This is a genomic window from Christensenella massiliensis, from assembly GCF_040409835.1.
Classification (GTDB): domain Bacteria; phylum Bacillota; class Clostridia; order Christensenellales; family Christensenellaceae; genus Christensenella; species Christensenella massiliensis.
In genome coordinates, this window is the sequence record NZ_CP117826.1 from 177,807 (window position 1) to 202,762 (window position 24,956).

Here is a 24,956-nt window from a genome sequence, read left to right on the forward strand (position 1 = left end):
ATATTGGAGTGGAAAAACATTACTGTATCGTACTGCGCACGGTGGATTATAAAGATTACGATAAGATATTGACCCTTTTTTCGCGGTCACATGGACGGATACATGCACAGGCACGAGGTGCGAGGAGAATAAAAAGCGAGCTTGCGACGGCCTGTCAGCCGCTTGCCTGCGGAGAATATGAGTTTTATAAAAAAGACGATAAGCTGTTTCTTACGGCGGCGCTCATGAAGCAGGAATTTTACCGGGTCCAAAATGATTACGATAAGTTTTCAGCGGCCTGTGTCATGCTGGAGTTGGCGGATAAGCTCATTCAAAACACAGACGACTATGAGGACCTTTTTTTGGCACTGATATATTCTCTGTTTGCGATGGAGCAGGACAGGCTTTCCGGTACGCGGGCACTTGCGTATTTCCTTTCGCGGACGGTAGAGCGCATGGGGATCTTCCCGGCGCTGGGAACGTGTGCGGTCTGCGGGCGGGAAACGGCGGACGGCGGGGAAACGGCGGCGTTTTCCTTGGAAGAGGGCGGTGAGATATGTACTGCCTGTGCACCTCATATAAGCGTGCGCACGGTCTCGCGCAATATGCTCGCGGGGCTGGAAGTGATGGGGAAAGCGAGGCCGCAGGATATTGTGCAGGCGGCGGCTGATGAAGCAGAGGCGAAAGAAACGATAGAATTGATGGAACAGTATCTTGAAAACATGATGGATCTGCGCCTGAAAACAATGAGATATTTCCGGGAAAAATCTTTGTGAAAGTGTAATCTTTTGTTGTTTTATTACATTTAATCATGTATAATATACGTGGCTTTTCATGAGCTGATTGGGATGCGATAAACGAGTCATTTTTAAATAAATATAAATTCAGGAGGAGTTTTAGATGGCAAAGAAGTATGTATACCTTTTTAAAGAGGGTGATGCTTCCATGAGGAACCTTCTCGGGGGCAAAGGCGCCAATCTGGCTGAAATGACCAATCTTGGCCTGCCGGTTCCCCAAGGTTTCACGGTTTCTACGGAGGCTTGCACGAAGTATTATGAAGACGGTAAAAAGATTGCCGACGAAGTAGTAGAGCAGATTTATGATGCGATGGCAAAGACGGAAGAGATCGCAGGCAAAAAATTCGGCGATCCGGAAAACCCGTTCCTCGTATCCGTCCGCAGCGGTGCACGCGCTTCCATGCCGGGCATGATGGACACGATCCTGAACCTTGGCCTCAATGATGTTGCGGTGGAGGGCATGGCGAAGAAATCCGGCAATCCGCGTTGGGCGTATGACAGCTACAGAAGATTCATCCAGATGTTCTCCGACGTTGTTATGTGCATCGATAAGGAATTGTTCGAAGAACAGCTTCAGGCTGCAAAAGACGCAAAAGGCGTGAAGATGGATACTGAGCTGGATGCGGACGATCTGAAAGAAGTCGTTAAAAAATATAAAGAGATCTATAAGCGTGAAATGGGCAAAGAGTTTCCGCAGGACGCAAAGGAACAGCTTCTTGAAGCAGTAACGGCAGTATTCCGTTCGTGGGATAACCCAAGAGCGATCGTATACCGCCGCATGAATGATATTCCGGCAAGCTGGGGTACCGCTGTCAACGTACAGGCAATGGTATTCGGCAATATGGGTGACGATTGCGGAACAGGCGTTGCTTTCACCAGAAACCCCTCCACAGGCGAAAAGAAGCTTTATGGCGAATATCTGATGAACGCACAGGGCGAGGATGTTGTTGCAGGTATCAGAACGCCTCAGCCGATCTCGCATCTGGCAGATCAGATGCCGGAAGTTTACGAGCAGTTTGCGACGATTGCGCAGTCTCTGGAAGATCACTACAAAGATATGCAGGATATGGAGTTTACGATCGAAGGCGGCAAGCTCTTCATGCTGCAGACGAGAAACGGAAAACGTACGGCTCCGGCTGCTCTCAAAATTGCCGTAGACCTCGTAAAAGAAGGAAAACTCACTGAGGAAGAAGCGATCCTCAAAGTAGAACCGAAACAGCTCGATTCGCTCCTCCACCCGATGTTCAATGCGGATGCGCTCAAGAAGGCGAAGCCGATCGCAAAAGGTCTGCCGGCTTCTCCCGGTGCGGCTTGCGGCATGCTGTATTTCACGGCGGAGGCTGCTACGGAAGCTGCTGCAAACGGGAACAAAGTAGTTCTCGCGCGGCAGGAAACTTCTCCTGAAGATATTGAAGGTATGTATGCTTCCGAAGGTATCCTCACGGCACGCGGCGGCATGACGTCTCACGCGGCTGTTGTTGCCCGCGGTATGGGAACCTGCTGCGTAGCAGGCTGCGGCGAACTGAGAATCGACGAGAACGCTAAAACGATGACTACGGAAGACGGTAAGGTCTATAAAGAAGGAGATTGGATCTCCCTCGACGGTTCTACGGGTAACGTATATGGCGAAGCGATCGAGACGCAGGAAGCTCAGGTCACAGGAGATTTTGCGACCGTTATGGGTTGGGCGGATTCCATTCGCAGGCTGAAGGTACGCACGAATGCCGACACACCGCACGATGCGGAGCAGGCAATGGCGTTTGGAGCAGAAGGCATCGGCCTGTGCCGTACGGAGCACATGTTCTTTGCGGAAGACAGGATCGCCGCTATGCGCGAGATGATCGTCTCCAAGACGGTCGAGCAGAGAGAGAAAGCGCTCGCGAAGCTTCTTCCGATGCAGAAGGAAGACTTCAAGGGCATCTATAAGGCGATGAAAGGAAACCCGGTCACGATTCGTTTCCTCGATCCGCCGCTGCATGAATTCCTGCCGACAGACCCCGACGATATCGCAGCGCTGGCAAAGGAAATGTCGCTTGATGTTGACGAACTGACGGGCATCATCGAAGGACTCCATGAGTTCAACCCGATGCTCGGTCATCGTGGTTGCCGTCTTGCGGTCACGTTCCCGGAGATTGCTGTTATGCAGACGAGAGCGGTTATGGAAGCCGCAATCGAAACGATCGAAGAAACAGGTTATGATATCGTTCCTGAAATCATGATTCCGCTCGTGGGCGACAAGAAAGAACTGAAATACGTAAAAGATTACGTTGTTGAGACGGCAGAAAAAGTTATGGAAGAAAAAGGCAAAAAGATCGAGTACAAAGTTGGTACGATGATCGAAGTGCCGAGAGCTGCCGTTGTTGCGGATGAAATTGCGGAAGAAGCTGAATTCTTCTCGTTCGGTACGAACGATCTGACGCAGATGACGTTTGGATTCAGCCGTGACGATGCCGGCAAGTTCCTTGACGATTACTATACGAAGAAGATCTACGAATCCGATCCGTTTGCGAAGCTCGATCAGGACGGCGTAGGCAAGCTTGTCAAGATGGCTGTGGAACTCGGCCGCAAGACCCGCCCGGATATCAAACTGGGAATCTGCGGAGAACATGGCGGTGATCCGTCCACAGTTGAGTTCTGCGATAGTATTGGACTGAACTATGTATCCTGCTCGCCGTTCCGCGTGCCGATTGCACGTCTTGCAGCAGCACATGCAGTCGTAAAGTCCAAATAAGCTTAGGAACTTATTGCGGATAATAATTTTTAAGACGCATTCCATGTAATAATATGGGATGCGTCTTTTGTTGTAAGCAAAAAAAGCTTGGATTTCATTTGTAAAAGGAACAGGATTTCAGTATGATAGAAAAAAACGCTTTTTTAAAAACCACAAGGAGAAAGATGAATATGGAAAAGAGAGTGCATATAAAAGGCAAGGTCTTTACGGCCGATCTGCTCCTGTTTTTGGCCGGAAGTTTTATTTTTGCAATCGCAGTCAACTGCTTTATCTCTCCGAATAATATTGCTCCGGGCGGCCTTACCGGTATTGCTACAATGCTCAATTACATGTTTGGACTACCGATCGGAACGATGGCGCTCATTATGAATATCCCATTGTTCATTTTGGCTTTTTTTTCGTTTGGTTTTGCATTTATTATCAAAACGGTTGTTGCAACCGTCATATCCTCGATCTTGATAGATATAACGGAAGGAATGTTCCCCGCTTATCAGGGAGACCCACTCATCACTATTGTTTTTGGAGGTGCTTTATATGGCGTGGGATTGGCGCTTATCCTCATGCGCGGCGGAACGACCGGAGGAACCGATCTTGTGGCGAATTTGATCAGCAAACGTTTTCCGCATATCCCGATGGCAAAAATGATTTTATTGACAAATATCGTGGTGGTCGTATGCTCGGGATTCGTGTATGATAATCTGGAAAGTCCTCTATATGCGGTGATCGTTATTTTTATCGAGTCAAAGGTGATAGATGTGATTCTTTATGGAACGAGCGTCGCAACGGGGAAGATGCTGTTTATCGTTTCGAAGGAAAATGAGAGGATCGCTAAGGAAATACTCTGCAGACTGAGAAGAGGGGTTACGGCGCTTAAGGCGCGTGGTGTATATACCGGACGGGAGGGAGAGATGCTCGTATGCGCCGTACATAGACCGGAAGTGACGAAGCTGTATCATTTAATCTATAAGATCGATCCGGACGCTTTTATCATTGTGGGAGACGCAGGACAAATACGGGGAGCGGGTTTTATGCCGAACGACGATCCGGCCAACGGGGATGTCTGCCTACCATTTCGCAGGCGAAACAGGGAGAAAGAACAGACAAATTAAGAAACAAGCCTGTATGATTTGAAATGAAGCGTTTTTTAAGGTATAATCGTAACGACAATGTAAAATAAAAAAGGAGAAAAAGCAGCAATTGGATAAAACGATCATGCCCATGGTGGCTTTGCGGGGGCTTGTGATTTTCCCATATATGGTTTTGCACTTTGACGTTGGACGGGAGATGTCGGTAGCCGCAGTGGAGGAGTGCGTTACACAGGGGCGGGAAATATTCCTCGTGACGCAGAAAGACCTGAAAATTGAAATGCCGGAGATAAAAGACGTATATGAAATCGGCACGATAGCAAAAGTAAAGCAGGTATTGAAGCTCCCGGGAGATACGCTCCGTGTACTTGTGGAGGGAGAACGGCGGGCGCGTATTCTGGCCTATGCTTCGCGCGAGCCCTATTTGCAGGCAGAAGTGGAAGCGATCCCTGACGAACCGAAGGATGATTCGACACGGGAAGTTGTGAAAGAAGCCTATATGCGCCGTGTAACGGATTTGTTCGAGCGGTTTGCAGCTCTCGGAGCACGCATACCGGGCGAAACGCTCTTTACGGTAAGCGAGGTGGAAGAACCGGGGAAATTCGCGGATATGATCGCTTCCAATGTAGCAATTAAATTGGATGATAAGCAAAAAGTGCTGAGCTGTATCGACGAGCTGGAGCGGCTCCGGCTGGTGATGGAAGTACTGAAAAAAGAGATCGATATCCTTGAGATAGACAAGGAAATCGCCTCTTCAGTCAAACAGCAGATCGATAAATCTCAAAGAGAATACTTTCTGAGAGAGCAATTGAAGGTGATCCAAAAAGAACTGGGTGAAACGGAAAATGACGCGGATGAGCTTGATGAACTGCGCAAAAAAATAAAAGAACTTCCGCTCTCCGAAGAGGCACGCGGAAAAGCGGAAAAGGAATTGGCGCGTATGGCGCGTATGGCACCGGGCTCGCCGGAGATCAGCGTTATCCGAAACTATATCGATTGGATCGTCGGTTTGCCGTGGGGAAAGGAAACAACGGACGATATGGACCTTGTGCATGCGCGAGAGATATTGGACCGTGAGCATTACGGGCTTGATAAGGTCAAGGATAGGATCATTGAATTTCTGGCAGTACGCAAGCTGAAGAACGATATGCACGGACCGATTTTATGCCTTGCCGGACCTCCCGGCGTGGGGAAGACCTCTATTGCGCATTCGATCGCACGGGCGCTGAATAAGAAGTTTGTGCGCATGTCTCTTGGCGGCGTGCATGACGAGGCGGAAATACGGGGGCACCGCCGCACCTATATTGGTGCGATACCGGGCCGCATTATAACGTCCATCAAGCAGGCGGACAGTATGAATCCATTGTTCCTGCTTGATGAAATCGATAAGATGTCGAGCGATTTCCGGGGCGATCCGGCGTCGGCGATGCTGGAAGTGCTTGACCCGGAGATCAATAATACGTTCAGAGATCATTATCTCGATATTGATTTTGACCTTTCCAAGGTGATGTTTATTACGACGGCAAATGATATCAGCGCGATCCCGGGGCCGTTATATGACCGCATGGAAGTCATACAGATAGACAGCTATACGGACGTGGAAAAGCTGAACATTGCAAAGAAGCATCTGGTGGCGAAGCAGGCGAAGGAGCACGGCTTAAAACCGTCCTCGGTCCATATCAGCGATGCAGCGCTTATGGATATCATTCACCGGTATACGGCGGAGAGCGGCGTAAGAAGCCTTGAACGGGAGATCGCCGCGATCATGCGGAAATCTGCGGCGAAGACGGTGACAGGCGGCGCTGGAAAAATTACGGTATCCCGGAAAAATCTGAAGGATTTTCTGGGACTTCCCAAACGCGGAGAGACCAATGTGTTGAAACGCGATACGGTGGGAGTTGTGACTGGACTGGCATGGACCGCTGCCGGCGGGCAGACGATGCCGATCGAAGTTTCGGTCATCCCGGGAACCGGAAAGATGGAGCTTACAGGCCAGCTTGGAGACGTCATGAAAGAATCTGCTAAAACAGGAATATCTGTTGTACGCGCGATGTCTGGCAAGCTGAAGTTTCCGAAAGACATCAATGAAAAGACCGATTTGCATATCCATGTGCCGGAAGGGGCGATCCCCAAGGATGGGCCGTCGGCAGGCGTTACTATGGTGACGGCGCTTGCGTCAGCGCTCACGCGGCGCCCGGTTCGTCATGATATCGCCATGACAGGCGAGATCACGCTAACAGGGCGTGTTTTGAAGATAGGCGGAATCAAAGAAAAGGCGCTTGCTGCATTGCGGGCGGGTATCCATACGATCATTCTTCCGAGGGATAATGAAAGCGATCTGGAGGAACTGCCGGAATCGGTGCGGAAAGAGCTTCATTTCATCTTTGCCGCGGATATCGACGATGTATTGAAACATGCGCTTGTAACGGAGAAAAAATAGTGGAGATCAAGAAAGCGTCTTTCTATACGAGCATGAAGCATGCGGACGGCTATCCGAACGATGGAAAACCCGAGATCGCTTTTGCCGGAAAATCGAATGTGGGGAAATCTTCGCTTATCAATTTTTTGGCAAATAATGGAAAGCTTGCGTATGTCAGCAAACAGCCGGGGAAAACGAGATTGATCAATTATTTCTTGGTCAATGAAGCGTTCTATTTGGTCGATTTACCGGGTTATGGATTTGCGCGGGTTTCAAAAGCGGAGAAAGAATCGTGGGCAGATATGATGGAGCATTACTTTGCGGCCGCAAAGTTTCTGCGTGCGCTTGTCATTTTGGCCGATATTCGTCATGAGCCCACGGAAGACGATCTGCAAATGATAAAATGGGCCGCTCATTTCAAGATACCATTTCTTGTGGCGGCGACGAAAGCGGATAAGGTGGCAAAATCGAAACGCTATCACTATGCAATGAAAATGGCGAAGTATATTGCTGAAAATTTGGATATTGATACGGATTTTGAAATACTGCCCGTGTCGTCTGCGGGAAAAATGGGAAAAGAAAAATTGCTCGGCTATCTCGAAAAGATGACAGGTCCGCAGGAGGATGCGGAATGAACGTCTATGCGATCGGGGACCTCCATCTTTCCAATGCCCAGCCGAAAGCAATGGATATTTTTGGAGAGCACTGGAAGAATCATTTTGAAAAGATAAGCGCTGATTGGAAAGCGCGCGTGACGGAAGAGGACATGGTTCTGATCCCCGGCGATATCAGCTGGGCAATGAAGCTGGAGGACGCGAGACCGGACCTCGATGCGATTTGCAGACTACCCGGAAAAAAGGTTATGATAAAAGGGAATCATGACTTTTGGTGGGGATCGATGGCAAAAGTGAACGCAATGCTGCATAATGACACCCATATTTTGCAGAATAATTGTATTGAAGCGGGGAAATATGTGGTTTGCGGAACGCGGGGCTGGACGCTTCCGCAGGACGGCGGATTCAGTGAAAACGATAGAAAGATTTACGAGCGTGAGAAAATACGCCTGAAGCTCTCGCTTGATGCAGCCAAAAGATTCCCTGAAAAAGAAAAGATCGTTATGATGCATTTTCCGCCGATTTATCAGCATATGAGGGATACGGATTTTGCGCGAATCATAGAGGAAGAGCATGTGTCGGAGGTCGTATTCGGACATTTGCACGGCGATATCCTGAAAACAGTCCATCTGACAGACGTCAGGGAAAAGAATGTGAATTATAATCTTGTCTCAGCGGATTACCTTGATTTCAAGTTGAAGAAGATACGGTAGGAGATGCTGAAAAACACGAATTTTAAAGAAAAGGACAGCGAAAAATAAGTTCGCTGTCCTTTTGTATTTCTCGTGAAAATACTTGCATAATGGCACGTAAAATGGTAAAATTTGATTAAAAGTGGTGAAAAGTGGTTAAAAGTGGGGGAAGGAGTTTCCGCGGGAATGTTGATTGGTGAATACACACACAACATAGACGCCAAAGGCAGGATATTCATGCCGGCGAAATTCCGTGACGATTTAGGCGAGAGCTTTATCGTGACGAAAGGCGTTGGCAAGTGTCTGTTTGTGTTTTCATCAGAGGAATGGGAGAATTTTGCGGGGAAGCTCAAAGGTCTGCCGATTTCTGATGTTGCGGCGCAGAGTTTCACACGTATGCTGTTTGCCAGCGCATGCGAATGTGAAGGGGACAAGCAGGGAAGGATACTGTTGCCTCAGCGTCTGCGCGACCATATCGGCGTGACGAAAGAAACTGTTATTATCGGTGTGATGACACGGGCGGAGATATGGTCAAAAGAGGGCTGGGAAGAATACAACGACAGCGCTTATCAGGACTATGAGGAGACGCTTGCAAAATTAGCGGAGCTTGGTATATGAAAGAGACCGGACATGTCCCGGTGCTTTATCGGGAAACGCTCACAGCACTTGAGCTTGAGCCCGGAAATATTATCATAGATGGCACGCTTGGCGGCGGAGGACATGCGCGCGGCATTCTGGAGGCGGTCTCGCCGAACGGACGTCTGATCGGGATAGACAGAGATGCTGCGGCAATAGAGCGGTGCAGGGAACGTCTCGACAGATACAGAGGAATGCTTACGCTCGTTCATGACGATTTTAAAAACGTCAGAAAAATTTTAGACAGCCTTGCAGTCCAAGAGATAGACGGAGCGGTATTGGATCTCGGCGTATCGTCGTTTCAACTGGACGAAGGAGAACGGGGATTTTCCTATCAGGCGGATGCGCCGCTCGATATGCGTATGGACCGGACGAATGAATTTTGTGCGTGTGATGTAGTAAACGGATATAGCGAGGATGAACTTCATCGGGTCATAAAGGAATACGGGGAAGAGCGCTGGGCGGCGCGTATTGCAAAATTTATAACAGAGGAACGGAAAAAGAAGAAGATAGAAACAACCGGGGAACTGACAGAGATCATTAAACAAGCGATCCCTGCCGCTGCTAGAAGAGATGGGCCGCATCCTGCGAAACGTACATTTCAGGCAGTGCGCATCGAAGTAAACGGGGAACTGACAGGTCTTAGAGAAGCACTGGAGGATTATGTTTCTGTCCTGAGAAGTGGAGGGAGGTTCGCAGTAATCACTTTCCACTCCCTCGAGGATAGAATCGTAAAGCAAACGTTCCGGAAATTGTTCGAGCCATGTGAATGCCCGAAAGATTTTCCGGTATGCGTATGCGGAAAGGTCAGCCAGATAAAAATAATAACAAAAAAACCGATCCAGCCGGGTCAAGAGGAATTGGGAAAAAACCCGCGTGCGCGGAGCGCAAAACTGCGGGTGGTGGAGAAGAGATAGCGAAAGGAAAAAGCGATGAACGCGATACCCCAGAGGGCATACGACAATTACGAAAGAATACAGCTGCCGCGCAAAATAAACGATGTACAGCGCGGACGTATCTCCGATATGGAAGCCTACCGCATGCAAAAAATCGCGGCAGAACGGCGCAGGCTCGGGCTTCAGGACGAAGAATATGCACGCAGGCGTGTTGAAGCGGTCAATGCCGCGCCGCGCACGCAAAATATACGGACGAACTATCGGCAGGAACGCCGGACAGCAGATAGAAGAAAAATAGAGCAGCCGCACGCCGCAGCGAATTACCGGAGACCAACTGAACAGCAGGGAGAGCGCTATGGAATACGTCAGACGGGCGTAAAAAATGTCGTCGGGGGCAGAAGGCTCACGCCTGCTTATGAGGGCGGCTATGCGCCGGCAAGAAGCGAGGCGCGGAGGCCGCAAAAGGCAAACGTATATAGGGAAAGCGCGGAACAGTATTACCGTACCGAAGCCGTACGTCCGCGTCCGGCTGCGAGCTATGGCGGTTATGCACCGGCAGCAAGAAAACATACGCAGCGCTATGAACAAACGCGTGAGATCGAAAACACGGCATACAATGGCGTAAAACCGATCGCAGTAGAATATGAAAGCCCCAAAAAGAAAGGCGTTGTATCTACGATCCTCCTGATCGCCTTTGTATTTGCCGTATTAAGCGGTATTGTGATCCGTTATGCTTCGATCAGCAATATCAGCTACAACAATGCGCAGATACAGACACAGAACGAAGTTCTGAAAGACGAATTGGAAAAGGTGAAAATGGATATCGCTTTGGCGGAAGATCTCAACAGTATTCAGGAGAAGGCACGGACGGAACTCGGGATGTACTATCCGACAGACGACCAAATCGTTTATCTCGAGCCGGATGCGGACGAGATGGCGGCAAGCAGTACGGTTGACAAAGGCACGCAAAATGCAGCAGCGGAAATGCAGGAGCAGTCTCCGGTACAGGTAGGAGCAGGCAATGCTGAAACCGCCGGAGTCTTTGACGGCTTGAAAAATTTCTTTGCCGACTTAATGGAAGCTGTAAAAGGATGGTTTCAAGCGTAGGTAAGGAGTTGGAAGTTTGGCAAACTCTCATGTTCTGATTACAAGGAAAAGGCTGCTCGTCTTATTGCTTATATTGATCATACTCATTATCCTGCTCATGACACGAGTGGGATATTGGTCTTTATGGCGGGGAGAAGATCTTAAGGCTCAGGCGGAATCGCAATGGGTAAAAGATATTGAAGTGAGCGCAAAACGTGGTTCGATTATGGACCGCAATCAGCAGATTCTGGCGCAGAGCGCGGCGGCAGATACTGTAGTCCTTTTGCCGGAGAAGATAGAAAAAGCTCAAAATGCCAATGAGATCGCAGATCAGCTGTCTCAGATACTGGGCCTTGACCGAAATGATATTTACGAAAAAGCGACAAACACAGATAAAAAAGAGATATGGCTGAAACGGCAGATATCTACCGAGCAGTCGGAGCAGATCGAAGCTCTGGGGCTTGAGGGAGTCGCCTTTCGGGACGATGTAAAACGTTTCTATCCGAACAAGGATTTTGCAGCACAGGTCATTGGCTATACGACGCTGGACGGCGAAGGGCAGACAGGGATCGAACGGCGCTATAATACAACGCTCGCCGGGCGGGCGGGCAGACAGGTGGCTGAAACGGCAAAGGACGGCAGCGGCGTTCCAAACGGACAGGAGATGATGATACAGCCGCAGGACGGCCTAAATGTAGTGTTGACGATCGACGAGATCACACAGAGCTTTCTGGAGAGCGCCTGCAAGGAACTGTATGAGTCCCAAGCGCCGGAAAGCGTACAAGGCTTGGTCATGGATGTGACAAATGGAGAGATTCTCGCGATGGCCAATATACCGGAATTTGATTTGAATTCACCGCCGCGGGAGGATGCGGAAGCGCTTTCGGCTCTTTCTACTAATGTTATCACGGCAACGGCTTACGAGCCGGGAAACATTTTTGGGATATTTACGGCAGCAGCTGCAATAGACAGCGGCAGTGCAGCGGGGGAATATTCCTGTACCGGTTCCTTTGCGACGGACGGGGACGTAGTATCCTGCCTGAACGGAGCGCATGGAACACAAACGCTCACGGATGCAGTGCTGGATCATTGCAGCGTGGGCGCAGCCATGCAGGCGAACGCTATGGGCAGAGATGTTTTCTATCAATATGTAAAAGGGTTTGGTTTTGGGAGCGAAACGGGCATTGATTTCTCGTCGGATACGGCAGGCAGCCTTGCGGAAAAGCGGTATATCAGGAATGCGGATGTAGCTGCGATGGGGGCGGGCGAAGGTCTGGAGATCTCGCAAATACAGCTCGCAAGCGCCGCATGCGCGTTGATAAACGGAGGAACACTCTATACACCAAAGCTGGTTTTAGGACTTTCGGATGCCGAGGGCAATATGGTGGAAAGCTATGAACCAGAGGTGAGGGGGCAAAGCGTCACCGCAGAGACCTCTGCTCAGGTCAGAACGATCATGGAAGCGCGGGCAAAGGAGGACGGGATCAGTCTGACGGGATATTCCGCAGGAGCGATCAGCGGTTCAGCAGTCCAGCATAAAGACAGTGCGGTCGTAGCAGATAAAGCCGTGGCGACCTATATCGCGTATGCGCCTGCCGACGATCCTAAATATATGGTGATGATCACAGCGACGGGGGTAACCGCTACAGATTCGGTGGAGTCGGTATGTGCGCCTTATGTACAGAATACGCTTCTGGGAACGCTGAAAAACGGGAATATCATGCCGGATGAAACGCTGCAGCCGGAAGAGACGGTGACTGTACCAAATGTTGTTGGGATGGAGCTGCAGGAAGCGCGGGATGCTCTTGCAGATATTGGCCTGCGGTCGTCGTATGATGGGAGCGGAAGTGTGGTCAGCCAGTTTCCGACGGCAGCAACGGAAGTTCATAAAAACAGCACGGTAGCGCTTACGATGGAAACAAAAGCGATACAGCCGGAGGGAACAGAAATGGTCACTGTTCCTGATTTTACCGGAATGGATATGACGCAGGCCAAAAATACGGCGATTGCCTCCGGATTGGTGTTTGTTGCACGAGGAAACGGAGTCGTACAGGAGCAATCTCCGGCCGCGGGAACGCAGGTGAGCCGTGGCAGCAGTATCGTAGTTGATTTCAAACTACAAATTGCGGCGGCGCAGTAGATGGATACAATATTTTGTGGTATAATAAAATCCGGATTTCAGGAGGAACTGGGAAATGAAATTAAAAGAGTTGTTTCGCGATATGAATTGTCAAATTCACGGAGACGGTGCGACGGAGATCAAGGACCTGAAGTATGATTCCCGCAGCGTACGCAAAGGCGATTTGTTCTTTTGTATTTCCGGATTTGCAGAAGATGGGCACAAGTATGCGCCGGATGCCGTGAAAAAAGGCGCAGCGGCAGTCGTGGTAACGGAGTATCAGGAGCATATTAAGGTGCCGCAGGTCATTGTGAAAAACGACAGAGAAACGATGGCGCTTGTTGCCTGCCGCTTTTTTGGCTATCCCGCCCGCCGTATGAAAATGATTGGAGTAACGGGAACAAACGGCAAGACTACTACGACCTATATGATCAAAGCGGTCGCGGAACAGGCAGGCCGCAAAGTCGGATTGATCGGAACGATTCGTAATATGATTGGAGACAGGGTGCTTCATACGGAGCGCACGACTCCTGAATCTATTGATCTGCAAAGACTTCTGAAAGAAATGGCGGATGAGGGGTGCGAAGTCCTTGTGATGGAGGTATCCTCACATTCCTTGGTTTTGAAGCGCGTTTACGGGATCGATTTTGATATCGGTATTTTCACCAATTTGACGCAGGACCATTTGGATTTCCATGAAACATGGGATAATTACATACAAGCGAAAAGCATGCTGTTTGAACAGTCGGAGATATCGATCATCAATATCGATGACGACAGTGCAGCCAATATGATGGGAGCGGCTAAACGGGAGGTCATAAAATATAGTGTGCTGCAGCCGATACAGTATGCGGCAAAAGATTTGGAATTGACCCATGAAAAAACAAAATTCACAGTGGAGATCGATGGACGTGATCTGCATATTGAAGTGCCGATACCGGGATATTTTACTGTATATAACGCTATGGCTGCAGTTGTGGCTTGTCATGCGGCGGGGATCGACAGCTACTGTATCGAACATGGCCTGAAGCAGATGAAGCCTGTGGCAGGACGATTTGAGCCGCTCGATACACACGGAAGGGATTTCAGTATCATCCTCGATTATGCGCATACACCGGATAGCCTTAAAAATGCACTCGATACGGCGAAAAGTTTTGCGCCTGCCCGCGTCGTGACCATTTTCGGCTGCGGTGGAAACCGGGATTCGAGCAAACGGGCCATTATGGGGAAAATAGCGGGCGAGCGTGCGGATTTTACGGTAATCACATCAGATAATCCGCGATTTGAGGAGCCGGGAGCGATCATTGCGCAGATCGAAGAGGGAATGAAGCAAACGGGCGGAGAATATGTCTGTATAGAAAACCGCAGAGATGCAATAGAATATGCGATCCGCAATGCGAAAAAAGATGATGTGATTCTGCTGGCAGGAAAAGGCCATGAGGACTATCAGGAAATCAAAGGCGTGAAACATGATTTTGATGAAAAGGTTGTCGTGGAAGAAATTCTGGACCGGATGGCGCCCGCAGGAAAATAACGAAAGATAAAGGATTAACGCTTTATGAATTTTACAGTACAGATACTGGTTACGATATTGATCGCTTTCGCGATCACTTTCATTGCATCGAAGATATTGATTCCGATCCTGAAGAAAGCAAAAGCAGGGCAGCATGTTCGTGATGACGGTCCGCAGACACATCTTGTGAAAGAGGGGACGCCGACGATGGGCGGGATCGCGATGCTGATCGGCATTATTGCGGCGAGCTTCGTCTTTTCGTCTGGAGATTTAAATGATACGCTTTTCGCTGTCGTCACCGTTTTGGCTTTTACGGCGATCGGTTTTTTAGACGATGGGCTCAAGCTGTTTAAAAAGCGTTCGCTCGGCCTGCGGGCATGGCAAAAGATCGTACTGCAGCTCGTAGCTGCGGCTCTTGTAGCCTGCCTCGCATATTATTGGCTTGAGATCGATTTCGTGATGATACCGGTGTCTGCCCAGTTATGGCATATGGGGGCCGGTTTTATTCCGTTTACGATGTTCGTGCTCCTTGCTATGGTCAACAGCGTAAATTTAACAGACGGGCTTGATGGTCTTGCGACGGGAGTCACGCTGATCAATTCATCCACATTTCTTTTGATATTCTTGCTGAGTGTCATTGGCGCAGTTGGCATGTCGAGCGCAGAAATTTTAACGGATATGTCTAACATGACAATGTTTACGGCGTCGGTCACAGGCGCATGCATTGCATTTTTGTGCTTTAATGTACACCCCGCGAAAGTTTTTATGGGAGACACGGGTGCGTTTGCGCTCGGAGCGGCGCTGACCGCTATGGGCATTGCGACGGGCCTGCAGCTTTTTCTGCCGGTCATGGGCTTTATGTTTGTCCTTTCGGCGATATCCGTTATTATTCAGGTCGGCTCCTTCAAACTGCGTGGGAAACGCGTATTCCGCATGGCGCCGCTTCATCATCATTTTGAGCTTGGGGGCGCGAGCGAAACGCAGGTCGTTACAGGATATATGATCGCAACGGTGCTTCTGAGCGCCGGAGCTTTTTTGCTATTCTTCTTCACGGTTTAGGCGGATGTACTTCAGGAGGCGTAATATGGACTACAAAAATAAAAAAGTACTGGTTATCGGAATGGCGAAAAGCGGCGTATCTTCCGCCGCGCTTTTATGCAGGCTTGGAGCAGACGTAACGGTCTATGATGTAAAAAAACGCGAGGATATTCCGCAGGAACTGCTTCAGGAATTAGATGGCTGCGTTTACCACGACATGTTGGGAAAGGAGCCTACGGATATCATCCCTGAGATGGACATTCTCGTCCTTAGTCCGGGAGTGCCGCTGGGGCTTCCTTTTATCCGCAAAGCATATGAATTAGGCAAGCATGTTATTGCAGAGATCGAGCTTGGCTTTGCGGTCTCGAAGGCCGACTTTATTGCGATCACGGGAACGAACGGGAAAACGACGACAACGGCTCTGACGGGGGAAATATTCAAAAATGCAGGGATCCCAACGCATGTATTGGGCAATATTGGCGTTCCAATCACGCAGGAGGCGATGCAAACGCAGCCGGGGGATGTTGTAGTAGCCGAAACAGCGGCGCTGCAGCTCGATACGATCGAATCCTATCGTCCGCGGGAAAGCGCCATACTGAATATTACAGAAGACCATCTGGACCGCTATGGAACGATGGAAAATTATATTGCAGCGAAAGCAAAGATCTTTAAAAATCAAACGCCGGAAGATTACTGTGTGCTTAATTATGACAACGAGATCGTGAGAGAGCTTGAGGGACAGATCAGCGCAAAGGTGATTTGGTTCAGTACAGAAAAAGTAGTGGAGGACGGCGCCTTTGTGGAGGAAGGAGAAATCCGGTTTTCCTTGAATGGAAGGAAGAGAAATATTATGCCTGCTGCGGAGCTGCGCATCCCGGGACATCACAATCTCGAAAATGCGCTCGCAGCTACGGCGTTGGCCTGTCTATATGGGATCGCTCCAGATGTAATCGCGCATACGCTTCGCACTTTTCCGGGTGTAGAACATCGAATCGAATTTGTTCGAACGGTGAACGGGGTCACCTTTATTAACGATTCCAAAGGAACGAATCCGGATGCGACGGTAAACGCGATACGCGCGATGGCTGCACCGACCGTATTGATCTTGGGAGGTTATGATAAGAAGAATGATTTTGTGCCGCTGTTCGAAGCATTTACGCCTCTGATCAAGGCGGTCATCGTCCTTGGAGATACGGCGGAAAAATTGATGGAAGCGGCTGAATACTGCGGATATCGGAACTATATTTGCGCTAATGGCTTTGAAGACGCAGTGCTCAAGGCGTATAGCATAGCGGACGAGGGAGATAACGTTCTGCTTTCGCCGGCCTGCGCCAGTTGGGACATGTTCCCGAACTTCGAAGAGAGGGGACGTATTTTTAAGGAGATCGTAAACGGACTTTGATATGCAGAAAAAGAGTATCCTACAAAAAGGGTCGATCGATTATTCCATTCTGATCGTAACGCTTATATTGATCGCCTACGGAGTCATCATGGTGTTCAGCGCCAGCTATTATATGGCGCAGTCCTCCGCGGAGTATGATTATGATGGGCTGGCGCTTTTCAAAAAGCAGCTCATTGGCGCAGCAATAGGGCTTGTGGCGATGATATTCTTTATGTTTTTTGATTATAAGAAGCTGTTTAAGCTGCGGTATATCCTCCTCGCGGTCGCAGGCATTTTTTTAATTGCTGTTCTGACGAGCGCGGGAACGAATCTGAATGGGTCCTCCCGGTGGATTCGGGTATTTGGGATCAGTATTCAGCCTGCGGAGATTGCTAAATTTGCCTTGATCGTTTTTATCGCGGCTTCTGTCTATATCAACCGTAATCGAATGAATACGCTGCGGCATGGTATTCTTCCACCTTTATTGGTGCTTGCGCCGATTTGCATCCTGCTCTATTTTCAGCCTAATTATTCTGCCATTCTTATTTTATGCGCGCTTACATTTATTATGATTTTTGTAGGAGGCGCAAAAGGCTGGCATCTTGCCGCGATAGGCGGGATCGGCGCCGTTGGGCTTTTCGTACTCATGTTCCAAAAAGGATATCGCGTTGCGCGAGTCACCTCGTTTATGGACCCGTGGCAGGATCCGACAGGGGATGGGTATCAGGTGATTCAGGCATTATATGGGATCGGCTCGGGCGGGCTATTCGGACAGGGCATCGGCAATGGAACGCAGAAGCTTTCATGGCTTCCGTACGGAGAGTCGGATTTTATTTTTTCGATCATAGCGGAAGAGCTGGGGCTTGTGGGGGCGGTTCTGCTGCTTGCCTTGTTTATTTTTCTGATCTACAGAGGCATCAAGGTTGCGGCAACGGCTCCCGATCTATTCGGCACGATGCTTGCGACGGGAATTATTACGCTGATAGGGCTGCAGGTGATCGTTAATGTGGGCGTAGTAACTGCCTCCTTGCCGCCTACAGGCGTGTCTTTGCCGTTTATTAGCTATGGAAGCTCGTCGCTGATCATCTTTATGAGCATGATTGGGATATTGCTCAATATTTCAAAGCAGGGCCGGAGAATCATGATGGCGGGCAGCGCGGCGCGCAGAAAGGCATGACGGAGGAGATATGAAGGAACGGAGAAAAGCGCACAGCGTCGGAAAAACGATACTGATGGTCGTATTGATTATATTGCTTTTGGCAGGAGCAGGTTACTTTGTATATGCTTATTTTCAGGTAGAGAATATCAAGATTACGGGAACGCACCCAACATTTTCCAACAGCAATATTGCAAAATTGGCGGAGATCGAGCCTAAAACCCACATGTTTTTTGTAAACGAGGATGAAATAAAGGAACGGATCGAAGCGGAGCCTTATTTGGAAGTAAAAGATATTGCGAAAGACTATCCCAAAACCTTGGTGATCGAAGTGGAAGAACGTACTGCGGCAGCGGTGATCCCTTATGCGGAGCAGTATTTGCTGGCAGATGTCCATGCAAATGTTTTGGAGATGCTCTCAGAGCTGCCGGCGGAGCAATATCCGGTCGTTACTGGATTTTCGATAGAGGCAGTAAATCTTGGGGAGCAATTATCAACGCAGGACAGCTTTAAGGTAAATGTATATTCAGAGATTCTAACTGCTCTTCGGGAAAGAGAGCTTGCAGAGCAAATAGAAACAATAGACCTGACGGATATCAACAATATCAAAATGCGGACAAGGGAAGGTCTGGATATCAAATTCGGACAGGCAGATAAGGTAGCGGATAAAGTAAAAATGATAAAGCGCATGATCCCTAAGCTTGCAGCAAGTGGGGATATAACAGGAACGCTTGATGTGACTCTGGGAATATCGGCGACCTATCAGCTGAATGGTGATGAAGCTGCCGTGCCATCTGAGGATACGACTCAGCCGGATGGCGGGGATGGTATGCAAACTCCCGAAGAGGAAGCGGCAGAATAGGCTGCAGATGGGAATAAGGAGCAGGAAGGGCCGCAAATAGAACGGAATTTACACAAAAGTGTTTCGTTTTTAGAATAAATGTGGTATGATATGCATAATGGTTTTCAATTACGTAAGAAAACGGGACGCTAAGGTTGGTTTTTGAATGAAAGATTTCAAAACGGTTGTTGAATTTGGAACTTCGAAAATTTCCTGCACCGTCGCTGAAAGAAAGCAGCGCATGGGGCTGGAGGTTTTAGGTTACGCGCAGGTTCCCTATTCGGGCATCAAAAAAGCAAATTGGGTGGATTCCAAAAATGTTATTTATGCGGTAGAGCAGGCTTTGGAATCGTGTGAACGTCAAACCGGATTTCGCATCAGGAGCGCTGATGTAGGGATACCGGGTTCTTTTATTAAAGTGATTACCCAGTCTGCGCAGGTGCCTGTAAAAGGACGGGTCTCAGAGCGCGATGTAGACAGACTTGTAGAAAGAGCACGGCGCTTTGACATTCTGGAAGACCTATCGCTCGTTCATGAGTGGCCGGCATGGTTTTTACTCGACGATAAAAATGTATATCTGGAACCCTATGACGTTCCGACAAAAAATTTGCGGGGGAGCGTTTCGTTTACGTTTGCCAATAAGTTTTTCTTAAAGGATGCGCTCGATCTTTTGAACCATTTAGGCGTCAGAGTGGATTATTTTATACCCGAGCCTCTTGCGGAGGCGCTTTATCTGCTTCCGGCAGAAAAGCGGGATTCCTTTGCTGCCCTGATAGATATCGGCTATTACAGTACAAATTTTTCTATCGTCTATGGAGATTCTATTTTATATTTTGCAACGATCCCGATGGGCGGTGGACATATAACAAGCGATATTTCTTATGCCATGAAAGTTGAGGCGGAAACGGCGGAACAGCTGAAGCGCCGCTATACATTTGGCCTGAGTGACAACAACAGCATATCACAGTTGTTTGCAAAGGATGCAGAAGGAAAGCTTAGAAAGTATCCCTACGATTTGTTAAAGGAGATCATCGACGCGCGTGTTGAGCATCTTATTATGTATATCGGCAGATATATATCAAGGGTCGAAGCAAAGCTTGGCAGAAAGATCAATATTTATCTGACAGGTGGGGGACTCGCGTTTATGAAAGGCTCAGACAGCTTTTTCCGGGCGGTATCGGGGCGGATACCCTCTCTGATCAAGGTTCCAAACACCAAGCTTCAGCCGCCGGATATGCATTCGGCCTATGCGCTGATGCAATATGCGTATGACGGTTACATTCAAAGCAAGCCTCCGACCAGAAAAAAGGGCTTTTTTGGAAAGGGACAGGATGTACTGTTTGAATAACTTATCCATACCAAGGAGGAAAACAAATGTCACTTGAATTTGATAATAACAGCGAAAATTTTGCAAAAATTCGCGTTTTCGGTGTTGGCGGCGCAGGAAATAATGCCGTCAACAGAATGATAGAATTTGGAGTCAAAGGAGCGGAATTGATTGCCGTCAATACGGACAAGCAGGCCCTCTTTCTTTCGAAAGCCGATCAGAAGATACAGATCGGCGAGAAGCTGACGAAGGGGCTCGGTTCTGGGGCAGACCCGTCTACGGGGCGAAAAGCGGCAGAAGAGAGCCGGGACGAACTGGAGCAGGCGGTCAAAGGGGCCGACCTTGTGTTTGTTTCCTGCGGCCTCGGCGGCGGTACAGGAACCGGAGCCGCACCCGTGATCGCAGAGATCGCAAAGGAGGACGGCTGCCTTACGATCGGGTTTGTTACGAAACCGTTCTGGTTTGAAGGGCATCCCCGCGCGAAAGCGGCAGAAGCTGGATTTGAAGATTTGAAATCAGTCGTCGATACGATCGTAACGATCCCAAACGATAAGCTGCTCAGTACGGTAGGTAAGGATACGCCTCTCGTTGATGCGTTTCGTGTAGCGGACGATGTCCTGAGGCAGGGAATACAGGGCATCATTGATTTGATTGGCAAGCCCGCCCTTATCAATCTTGACTTTGCGGATGTCAAAAAGGTTATGACGCTGCGCGGCGTTGCGCATATGGGAATCGGTATCGGTTACGGAGAAAATAAAACGGTTGAGGCCGCAAAGCAGGCGATCAACAGTCCGCTGCTCGATACGACGATCGAAGGTGCGCGCGGAATCATCTTCAATGTAACGGGAGATCCGTCGCTCGGTATGTATGAGATTCAGGAAGCGGCAAAAATTATTCAGGAGGGGGCGGACCCGGAAGCGGATGTATTCTTTGGTGTATGCATCGACCCGTCTTTGGACGACGAGGTGCGTATTACAGTAATAGCCACTGGCTTTGACGCCCCGGAAACGGCAGGTATGCCTAAGGTGCAGAAGCAGAAAGTTGAAGAGAAGATAGAGTTTACTGATGAAGTCTCTCTTAACCTCGAACCGCCGATCCCGCATCGTGACCGCGAAAAAGCGACCCTCAATACTTCTTCGCCGGCTATGCCGGAATTGAAGGAAATGGGGGCGAAAGGGCAGGAAGCTTTGGAACCGTTTGGTGATGAAGACCTTGAGATACCCTCTTTCCTTAAGAAAAAACCAAGGAGAAATCGTACAGATTATTAATCGGCTGTATCTGTGAGAAAGCTGGAATAAAAGACCTTTTTCTAAAAGAAAAGGGTCTTTCTTTTTTATAATAGTATAAAAAATGAAATTTCATTAAATAATTTCATTAAAACCTACATAAAGCGACAAAATGCGACAGCTCCGGAGTGTTACGATATAACAAAGGTGGACTTTCGCTATGTATGGAACCGAAAAAAAGAAAATAAGCTTTTTTCAGACAGATAAGGCTTCCGGGGAGAAAACCGAGGAAGAAAGATTGCTGGTCGAAGAGCACCTCCCGTTGGTCGTATGGGAGGCAAAAAAATATACAGGCAGCGGAGCGGAATTTGAAGACCTGATTTCCGTCGGAAGCATAGGTCTGCTCAAAGCGGCTGGTTATTTTAGGGAGGACAAAAACGTCAAGTTCTCCACTTATGCGGCGCGGTGTATTCGAAACGAAATATTGATGTATCTGAGAAAAAATAATAGAAAAGAAATCTTGCTGGATAATTGGGAAAAAGAACTATACGCAGATACAAGGGACCTCGTGTGGGAAGCAGTTGAAAAAAAGGAAAACCATGAAGCGTTGAAAAAAGCAGCCAGTAAACTCCCGGCACGTCAAAAAGAGATCGTCTGGAAACGTTTTGGCTTGGGAAGCGGAAAAGAAAGCTCTCAAAAAGAAGTGGCGGAAGAAATGGGGATATCCCAATCATGTGTCAGCAAGGCAGAAAGAAAATTTACAGCTTTATTAAAAAAGATGATGGAAAAAGATGTGCGATAAGTGAAATATTGTGTATTCCTGCGCAAAATATGATATACTGAATCAAAGAGAAATCTGTCGCTGCGGAGGAAAAACAAGTGAAATGTATCTATTGCGATTTTCCCGAAAGTAAAGTGGTCGATTCGCGGCCGGTAGACGATGGGACTTCTATTCGCAGACGCAGGGAGTGCCTGAAATGCGGAAAGCGCTTTACGACGTACGAAAAAGTAGAGAGTCTCCCGGTTTTTGTGATCAAAAAGGATGGGAAACGCGAAATCTTTGATATTGAAAAAATTAAGAAAGGCATCATAAAAGCCTGCGAAAAGCGAGAGGTTTCCTTTCAGGATATTGAAGAGCTGATCAATGAAATAGAACGTTCAGTATATAATGCGCCCACTCAGGAAATCACTTCTCATGAAGTGGGCGAGCTCGTTATGAACGGACTCCGAAAGCTGGATGAAGTCGCTTATGTGCGTTTTGCATCTGTGTACCGCCAGTTTAAGGATATCAACACTTTTAAAGAAGAACTCAATAAACTTTTAACGGAGAAATAATGGAGACGTTTCAGTCAAAAATAAAACATGGTTTTTTATTGCGCCAAAAAAATGGAATTTCTTTTTTAGAGATTCCTTCTTTTCTTGAAGCAGGCATTTCAAAGCATTGCTATACAACGCGTGTCGGCGGTGTCAGCAGCGGTTGCTATGCGTCGTTGAATCTCAGCAGAACGAGGGAAAATTCTCCGCAAAATAAAGAGGAGAACTATAGACGGGTATGCGGCGCGTTGGAGGTGCCGTATGAATCCCTTGCATTGGTCAATTATGCACATGGGGATGGAATTTATCGGGCAACTGCGGCAGATGCGGGAAAGGGGATCGCACGGGAGAGCGACCTTCCTCCTTGCGATGCGATGATCATCGATGAAGAGGGTATTACGGCGGTGACCCTGCATGCGGATTGTGTTCCTGTTTTTTTTGCCGACAAGAAGCAGAGAATTGCATGTGTGAGCCATGCAGGCTGGCGGGGCGTTTTTGGAGAATTGCCCGCAAAGGTCGTGGAAACGTTTTTGTGCAGCTATGGAACGAAGCCGGAAAATCTTTTGATTGGGATCGGCCCCCATATCATGAAAGAACAGTTTGAAGTACAGGAGGATGTAGCGCAGCCCTTTTATGAAAAGTTTGGAAGAGATGCGGTATCTGTAACAGAGAAGAAGCTGCACGTGGATCTGCAGTATGCAATTTTATCTCAGCTCGCAGGCAGAGGCGCTTTGCCTGAAAATATAACCTGCGCGGATCTTTGTACTTATACGCATGAGAAACTGTTTTTTTCTCATCGAAGAGACAAAGGGAATACGGGCGCTATGGGTTCGTTTATCAGCCTTGATACAAAAAATGTTTAAGAAAAAAGTGACCGGTTTATAAATTAACCGGATGAAAATTTTGAACAAAGAAGGTATTGCTATGGACAGAATTTATTTGGATTATGCAGCAACGACCTACGTGAAAGATGAAGTGCTGGAGTCTATGATGCCTTATTATAAAAAGCATTTCGGCAACCCATCCAGCCTGTATGAAAGCGGGAGATATGCAAAGAATGCAATTGACCGCGCGCGGGAAGAAGTCGCAAAATGTATTGGCGCAAAATATAGCAACGAGATTTATTTTACGGCTTGTGGAACGGAAAGCGACAATTGGGCCTTAAAAGGTGTTATGGAGGCAAATAAGGCCAAAGGAAAGCATTTGATCACCACGGCGGTCGAGCACCATGCAGTCATTGACACGGCGGAGTATCTGAAAAAGCAAGGCTATGACGTCACTTTCCTGCCAGTGGATGAATATGGCATGGTAACAGCAGAGCAGGTGAAAAATGCGATACGAGACGATACGGTCCTTGTGTCGGTCGTATATGCAAACAATGAAGTAGGTACGATCAATCCGATTGCAGAAATCGGAAAAGTGACCCGAGAGGCGGGGGTGTTGTTCCATACGGACGCGGTACAGGCGGCAGGACATCTGCCCTTAGATGTAGCAGCGGATAATATAGACCTGCTGTCGATTTCGGCACATAAGTTTTACGGCCCGAAGGGGATCGGGATGCTGTATATTAGGAATGGTGTAAAGATCGAACGGTTCATGCACGGCGGGGCACAGGAACGCAAACGGCGTGCAGGTACGGAAAACGTTCCCGAGATCATAGGACTTGCAAAGGCGCTGTCTATGGCGACGGCCTCGCTGCACGAAACGCAGAGCAGGCTGACGGAGCTGAGGGATTATATGATCCATGAAATCATGACAAGGATCCCCTATACAAAGCTGAACGGTCATCCTGAAAAAAGACTCTGCAATAATGTAAACATCTCTTTGGAGTTTATTGAGGCGGAGGCATCGCTTCTGAGCCTTGATCTTGCGGGGATCGAATGCTCGAGCGGTTCGGCGTGTGCGAGCGGTTCGCTGGCTTCCTCGCATGTATTGCTTGCGATGGGGATCCCGCCGGAAATCGCTAAGGGCGCACTGCGGTTCACGATGGGAGACACGACGACCAAGGAACAGATCGACTATACAGTAAATCAGCTTGTGCAGCTTGCTGAACGGTTGCGGAAGATTTCGCCGCTTTATCAGCAGATGCACGCTTAAAGAAAAGGA

21 protein-coding genes are annotated in these 24,956 nt (G+C 48.6%); all 21 read left to right on the forward strand.

Annotated features, from left to right (window positions below):
* Positions 1–8: 8 nt before the first annotated feature.
* The 21 genes from recO to nifS all read left to right on the forward strand — a co-directional run bounded on the left by recO (position 9) and on the right by nifS (position 24,947).
* Positions 9–755 (forward strand): DNA repair protein RecO, encoded by a 747-nt coding sequence (recO, locus tag PUP29_RS00900; RefSeq protein WP_353423575.1) that lies wholly within the window; start codon positions 9–11, stop codon positions 753–755.
* 124 nt (positions 756–879) lie between these two features.
* Positions 880–3,507, forward strand: a complete 2,628-nt coding sequence (ppdK, locus tag PUP29_RS00905) for a pyruvate, phosphate dikinase (protein ID WP_079547676.1) — start codon at positions 880–882, stop codon at positions 3,505–3,507.
* A gap of 170 nt (positions 3,508–3,677) precedes the next feature.
* Positions 3,678–4,616, forward strand: coding sequence for a YitT family protein (locus tag PUP29_RS00910; RefSeq protein ID WP_079547896.1), 939 nt, complete (start codon positions 3,678–3,680; stop codon positions 4,614–4,616).
* Positions 4,617–4,725: 109 nt separating this feature from the next.
* Positions 4,726–7,032, forward strand: coding sequence for an endopeptidase La (lon, locus tag PUP29_RS00915; RefSeq protein WP_353424038.1), 2,307 nt, complete (start codon positions 4,726–4,728; stop codon positions 7,030–7,032).
* Positions 7,032–7,646, forward strand: coding sequence for a ribosome biogenesis GTP-binding protein YihA/YsxC (gene yihA / locus PUP29_RS00920; RefSeq protein ID WP_353423577.1), 615 nt, complete (start codon positions 7,032–7,034; stop codon positions 7,644–7,646). Before lon ends, yihA begins: the two co-directional genes overlap by 1 nt.
* A complete protein-coding gene (locus tag PUP29_RS00925; RefSeq protein ID WP_079547674.1) occupies positions 7,643–8,338 on the forward strand; it encodes a metallophosphoesterase in 696 nt (231 codons plus the stop codon). The genes yihA and PUP29_RS00925 overlap by 4 nt, the downstream gene beginning before the upstream one ends.
* A gap of 165 nt (positions 8,339–8,503) precedes the next feature.
* The gene (gene mraZ, locus PUP29_RS00930; protein ID WP_079547673.1) at positions 8,504–8,935 is read left to right on the forward strand and encodes a division/cell wall cluster transcriptional repressor MraZ; all 432 of its coding nucleotides are present in this window, start codon (positions 8,504–8,506) and stop codon (positions 8,933–8,935) included.
* Positions 8,932–9,870, forward strand: coding sequence for a 16S rRNA (cytosine(1402)-N(4))-methyltransferase RsmH (gene rsmH / locus PUP29_RS00935; protein WP_353423579.1), 939 nt, complete (start codon positions 8,932–8,934; stop codon positions 9,868–9,870). The genes mraZ and rsmH overlap by 4 nt, the downstream gene beginning before the upstream one ends.
* Positions 9,871–9,885: 15 nt before the next feature.
* The gene (locus PUP29_RS00940; RefSeq protein ID WP_353423581.1) at positions 9,886–10,956 is read left to right on the forward strand and encodes a hypothetical protein; all 1,071 of its coding nucleotides are present in this window, start codon (positions 9,886–9,888) and stop codon (positions 10,954–10,956) included.
* A gap of 16 nt (positions 10,957–10,972) precedes the next feature.
* Positions 10,973–13,075, forward strand: coding sequence for a penicillin-binding transpeptidase domain-containing protein (locus tag PUP29_RS00945; protein ID WP_353423583.1), 2,103 nt, complete (start codon positions 10,973–10,975; stop codon positions 13,073–13,075).
* A gap of 55 nt (positions 13,076–13,130) precedes the next feature.
* The gene (locus PUP29_RS00950; RefSeq protein ID WP_353423584.1) at positions 13,131–14,588 is read left to right on the forward strand and encodes a UDP-N-acetylmuramoyl-L-alanyl-D-glutamate--2,6-diaminopimelate ligase; all 1,458 of its coding nucleotides are present in this window, start codon (positions 13,131–13,133) and stop codon (positions 14,586–14,588) included.
* A gap of 24 nt (positions 14,589–14,612) precedes the next feature.
* The gene (gene mraY, locus PUP29_RS00955; RefSeq protein WP_353423586.1) at positions 14,613–15,626 is read left to right on the forward strand and encodes a phospho-N-acetylmuramoyl-pentapeptide-transferase; all 1,014 of its coding nucleotides are present in this window, start codon (positions 14,613–14,615) and stop codon (positions 15,624–15,626) included.
* A gap of 25 nt (positions 15,627–15,651) precedes the next feature.
* On the forward strand, positions 15,652–17,007 hold the full coding sequence (gene murD, locus PUP29_RS00960; protein ID WP_353423588.1) for a UDP-N-acetylmuramoyl-L-alanine--D-glutamate ligase: 1,356 nt from the start codon (positions 15,652–15,654) through the stop codon (positions 17,005–17,007).
* A 1-nt stretch (position 17,008) separates the two neighbouring features.
* Positions 17,009–18,163, forward strand: a complete 1,155-nt coding sequence (ftsW, locus tag PUP29_RS00965) for a putative lipid II flippase FtsW (RefSeq protein WP_079547666.1) — start codon at positions 17,009–17,011, stop codon at positions 18,161–18,163.
* Positions 18,164–18,173: 10 nt separating this feature from the next.
* Complete coding sequence (locus tag PUP29_RS00970) at positions 18,174–19,004, forward strand: cell division protein FtsQ/DivIB (protein WP_353423589.1); 831 nt, start codon at positions 18,174–18,176, stop codon at positions 19,002–19,004.
* 145 nt (positions 19,005–19,149) lie between these two features.
* The gene (locus tag PUP29_RS00975) at positions 19,150–20,331 is read left to right on the forward strand and encodes a cell division protein FtsA (protein WP_079547664.1); all 1,182 of its coding nucleotides are present in this window, start codon (positions 19,150–19,152) and stop codon (positions 20,329–20,331) included.
* A gap of 26 nt (positions 20,332–20,357) precedes the next feature.
* Positions 20,358–21,578: a cell division protein FtsZ gene (gene ftsZ / locus PUP29_RS00980; RefSeq protein WP_079547663.1), complete on the forward strand. Its 1,221-nt coding sequence runs from the start codon at positions 20,358–20,360 to the stop codon at positions 21,576–21,578.
* Positions 21,579–21,756: 178 nt separating this feature from the next.
* Positions 21,757–22,338: a sigma-70 family RNA polymerase sigma factor gene (locus PUP29_RS00985; RefSeq protein ID WP_079547662.1), complete on the forward strand. Its 582-nt coding sequence runs from the start codon at positions 21,757–21,759 to the stop codon at positions 22,336–22,338.
* 77 nt (positions 22,339–22,415) lie between these two features.
* Positions 22,416–22,871, forward strand: a complete 456-nt coding sequence (gene nrdR / locus PUP29_RS00990) for a transcriptional regulator NrdR (RefSeq protein ID WP_079547661.1) — start codon at positions 22,416–22,418, stop codon at positions 22,869–22,871.
* Positions 22,871–23,713, forward strand: coding sequence for a peptidoglycan editing factor PgeF (gene pgeF, locus PUP29_RS00995; protein WP_079547660.1), 843 nt, complete (start codon positions 22,871–22,873; stop codon positions 23,711–23,713). The genes nrdR and pgeF overlap by 1 nt, the downstream gene beginning before the upstream one ends.
* Before the next feature lie 61 nt (positions 23,714–23,774).
* Positions 23,775–24,947, forward strand: a complete 1,173-nt coding sequence (nifS, locus tag PUP29_RS01000; protein ID WP_079547659.1) for a cysteine desulfurase NifS — start codon at positions 23,775–23,777, stop codon at positions 24,945–24,947.
* Positions 24,948–24,956 lie beyond the last annotated feature (9 nt).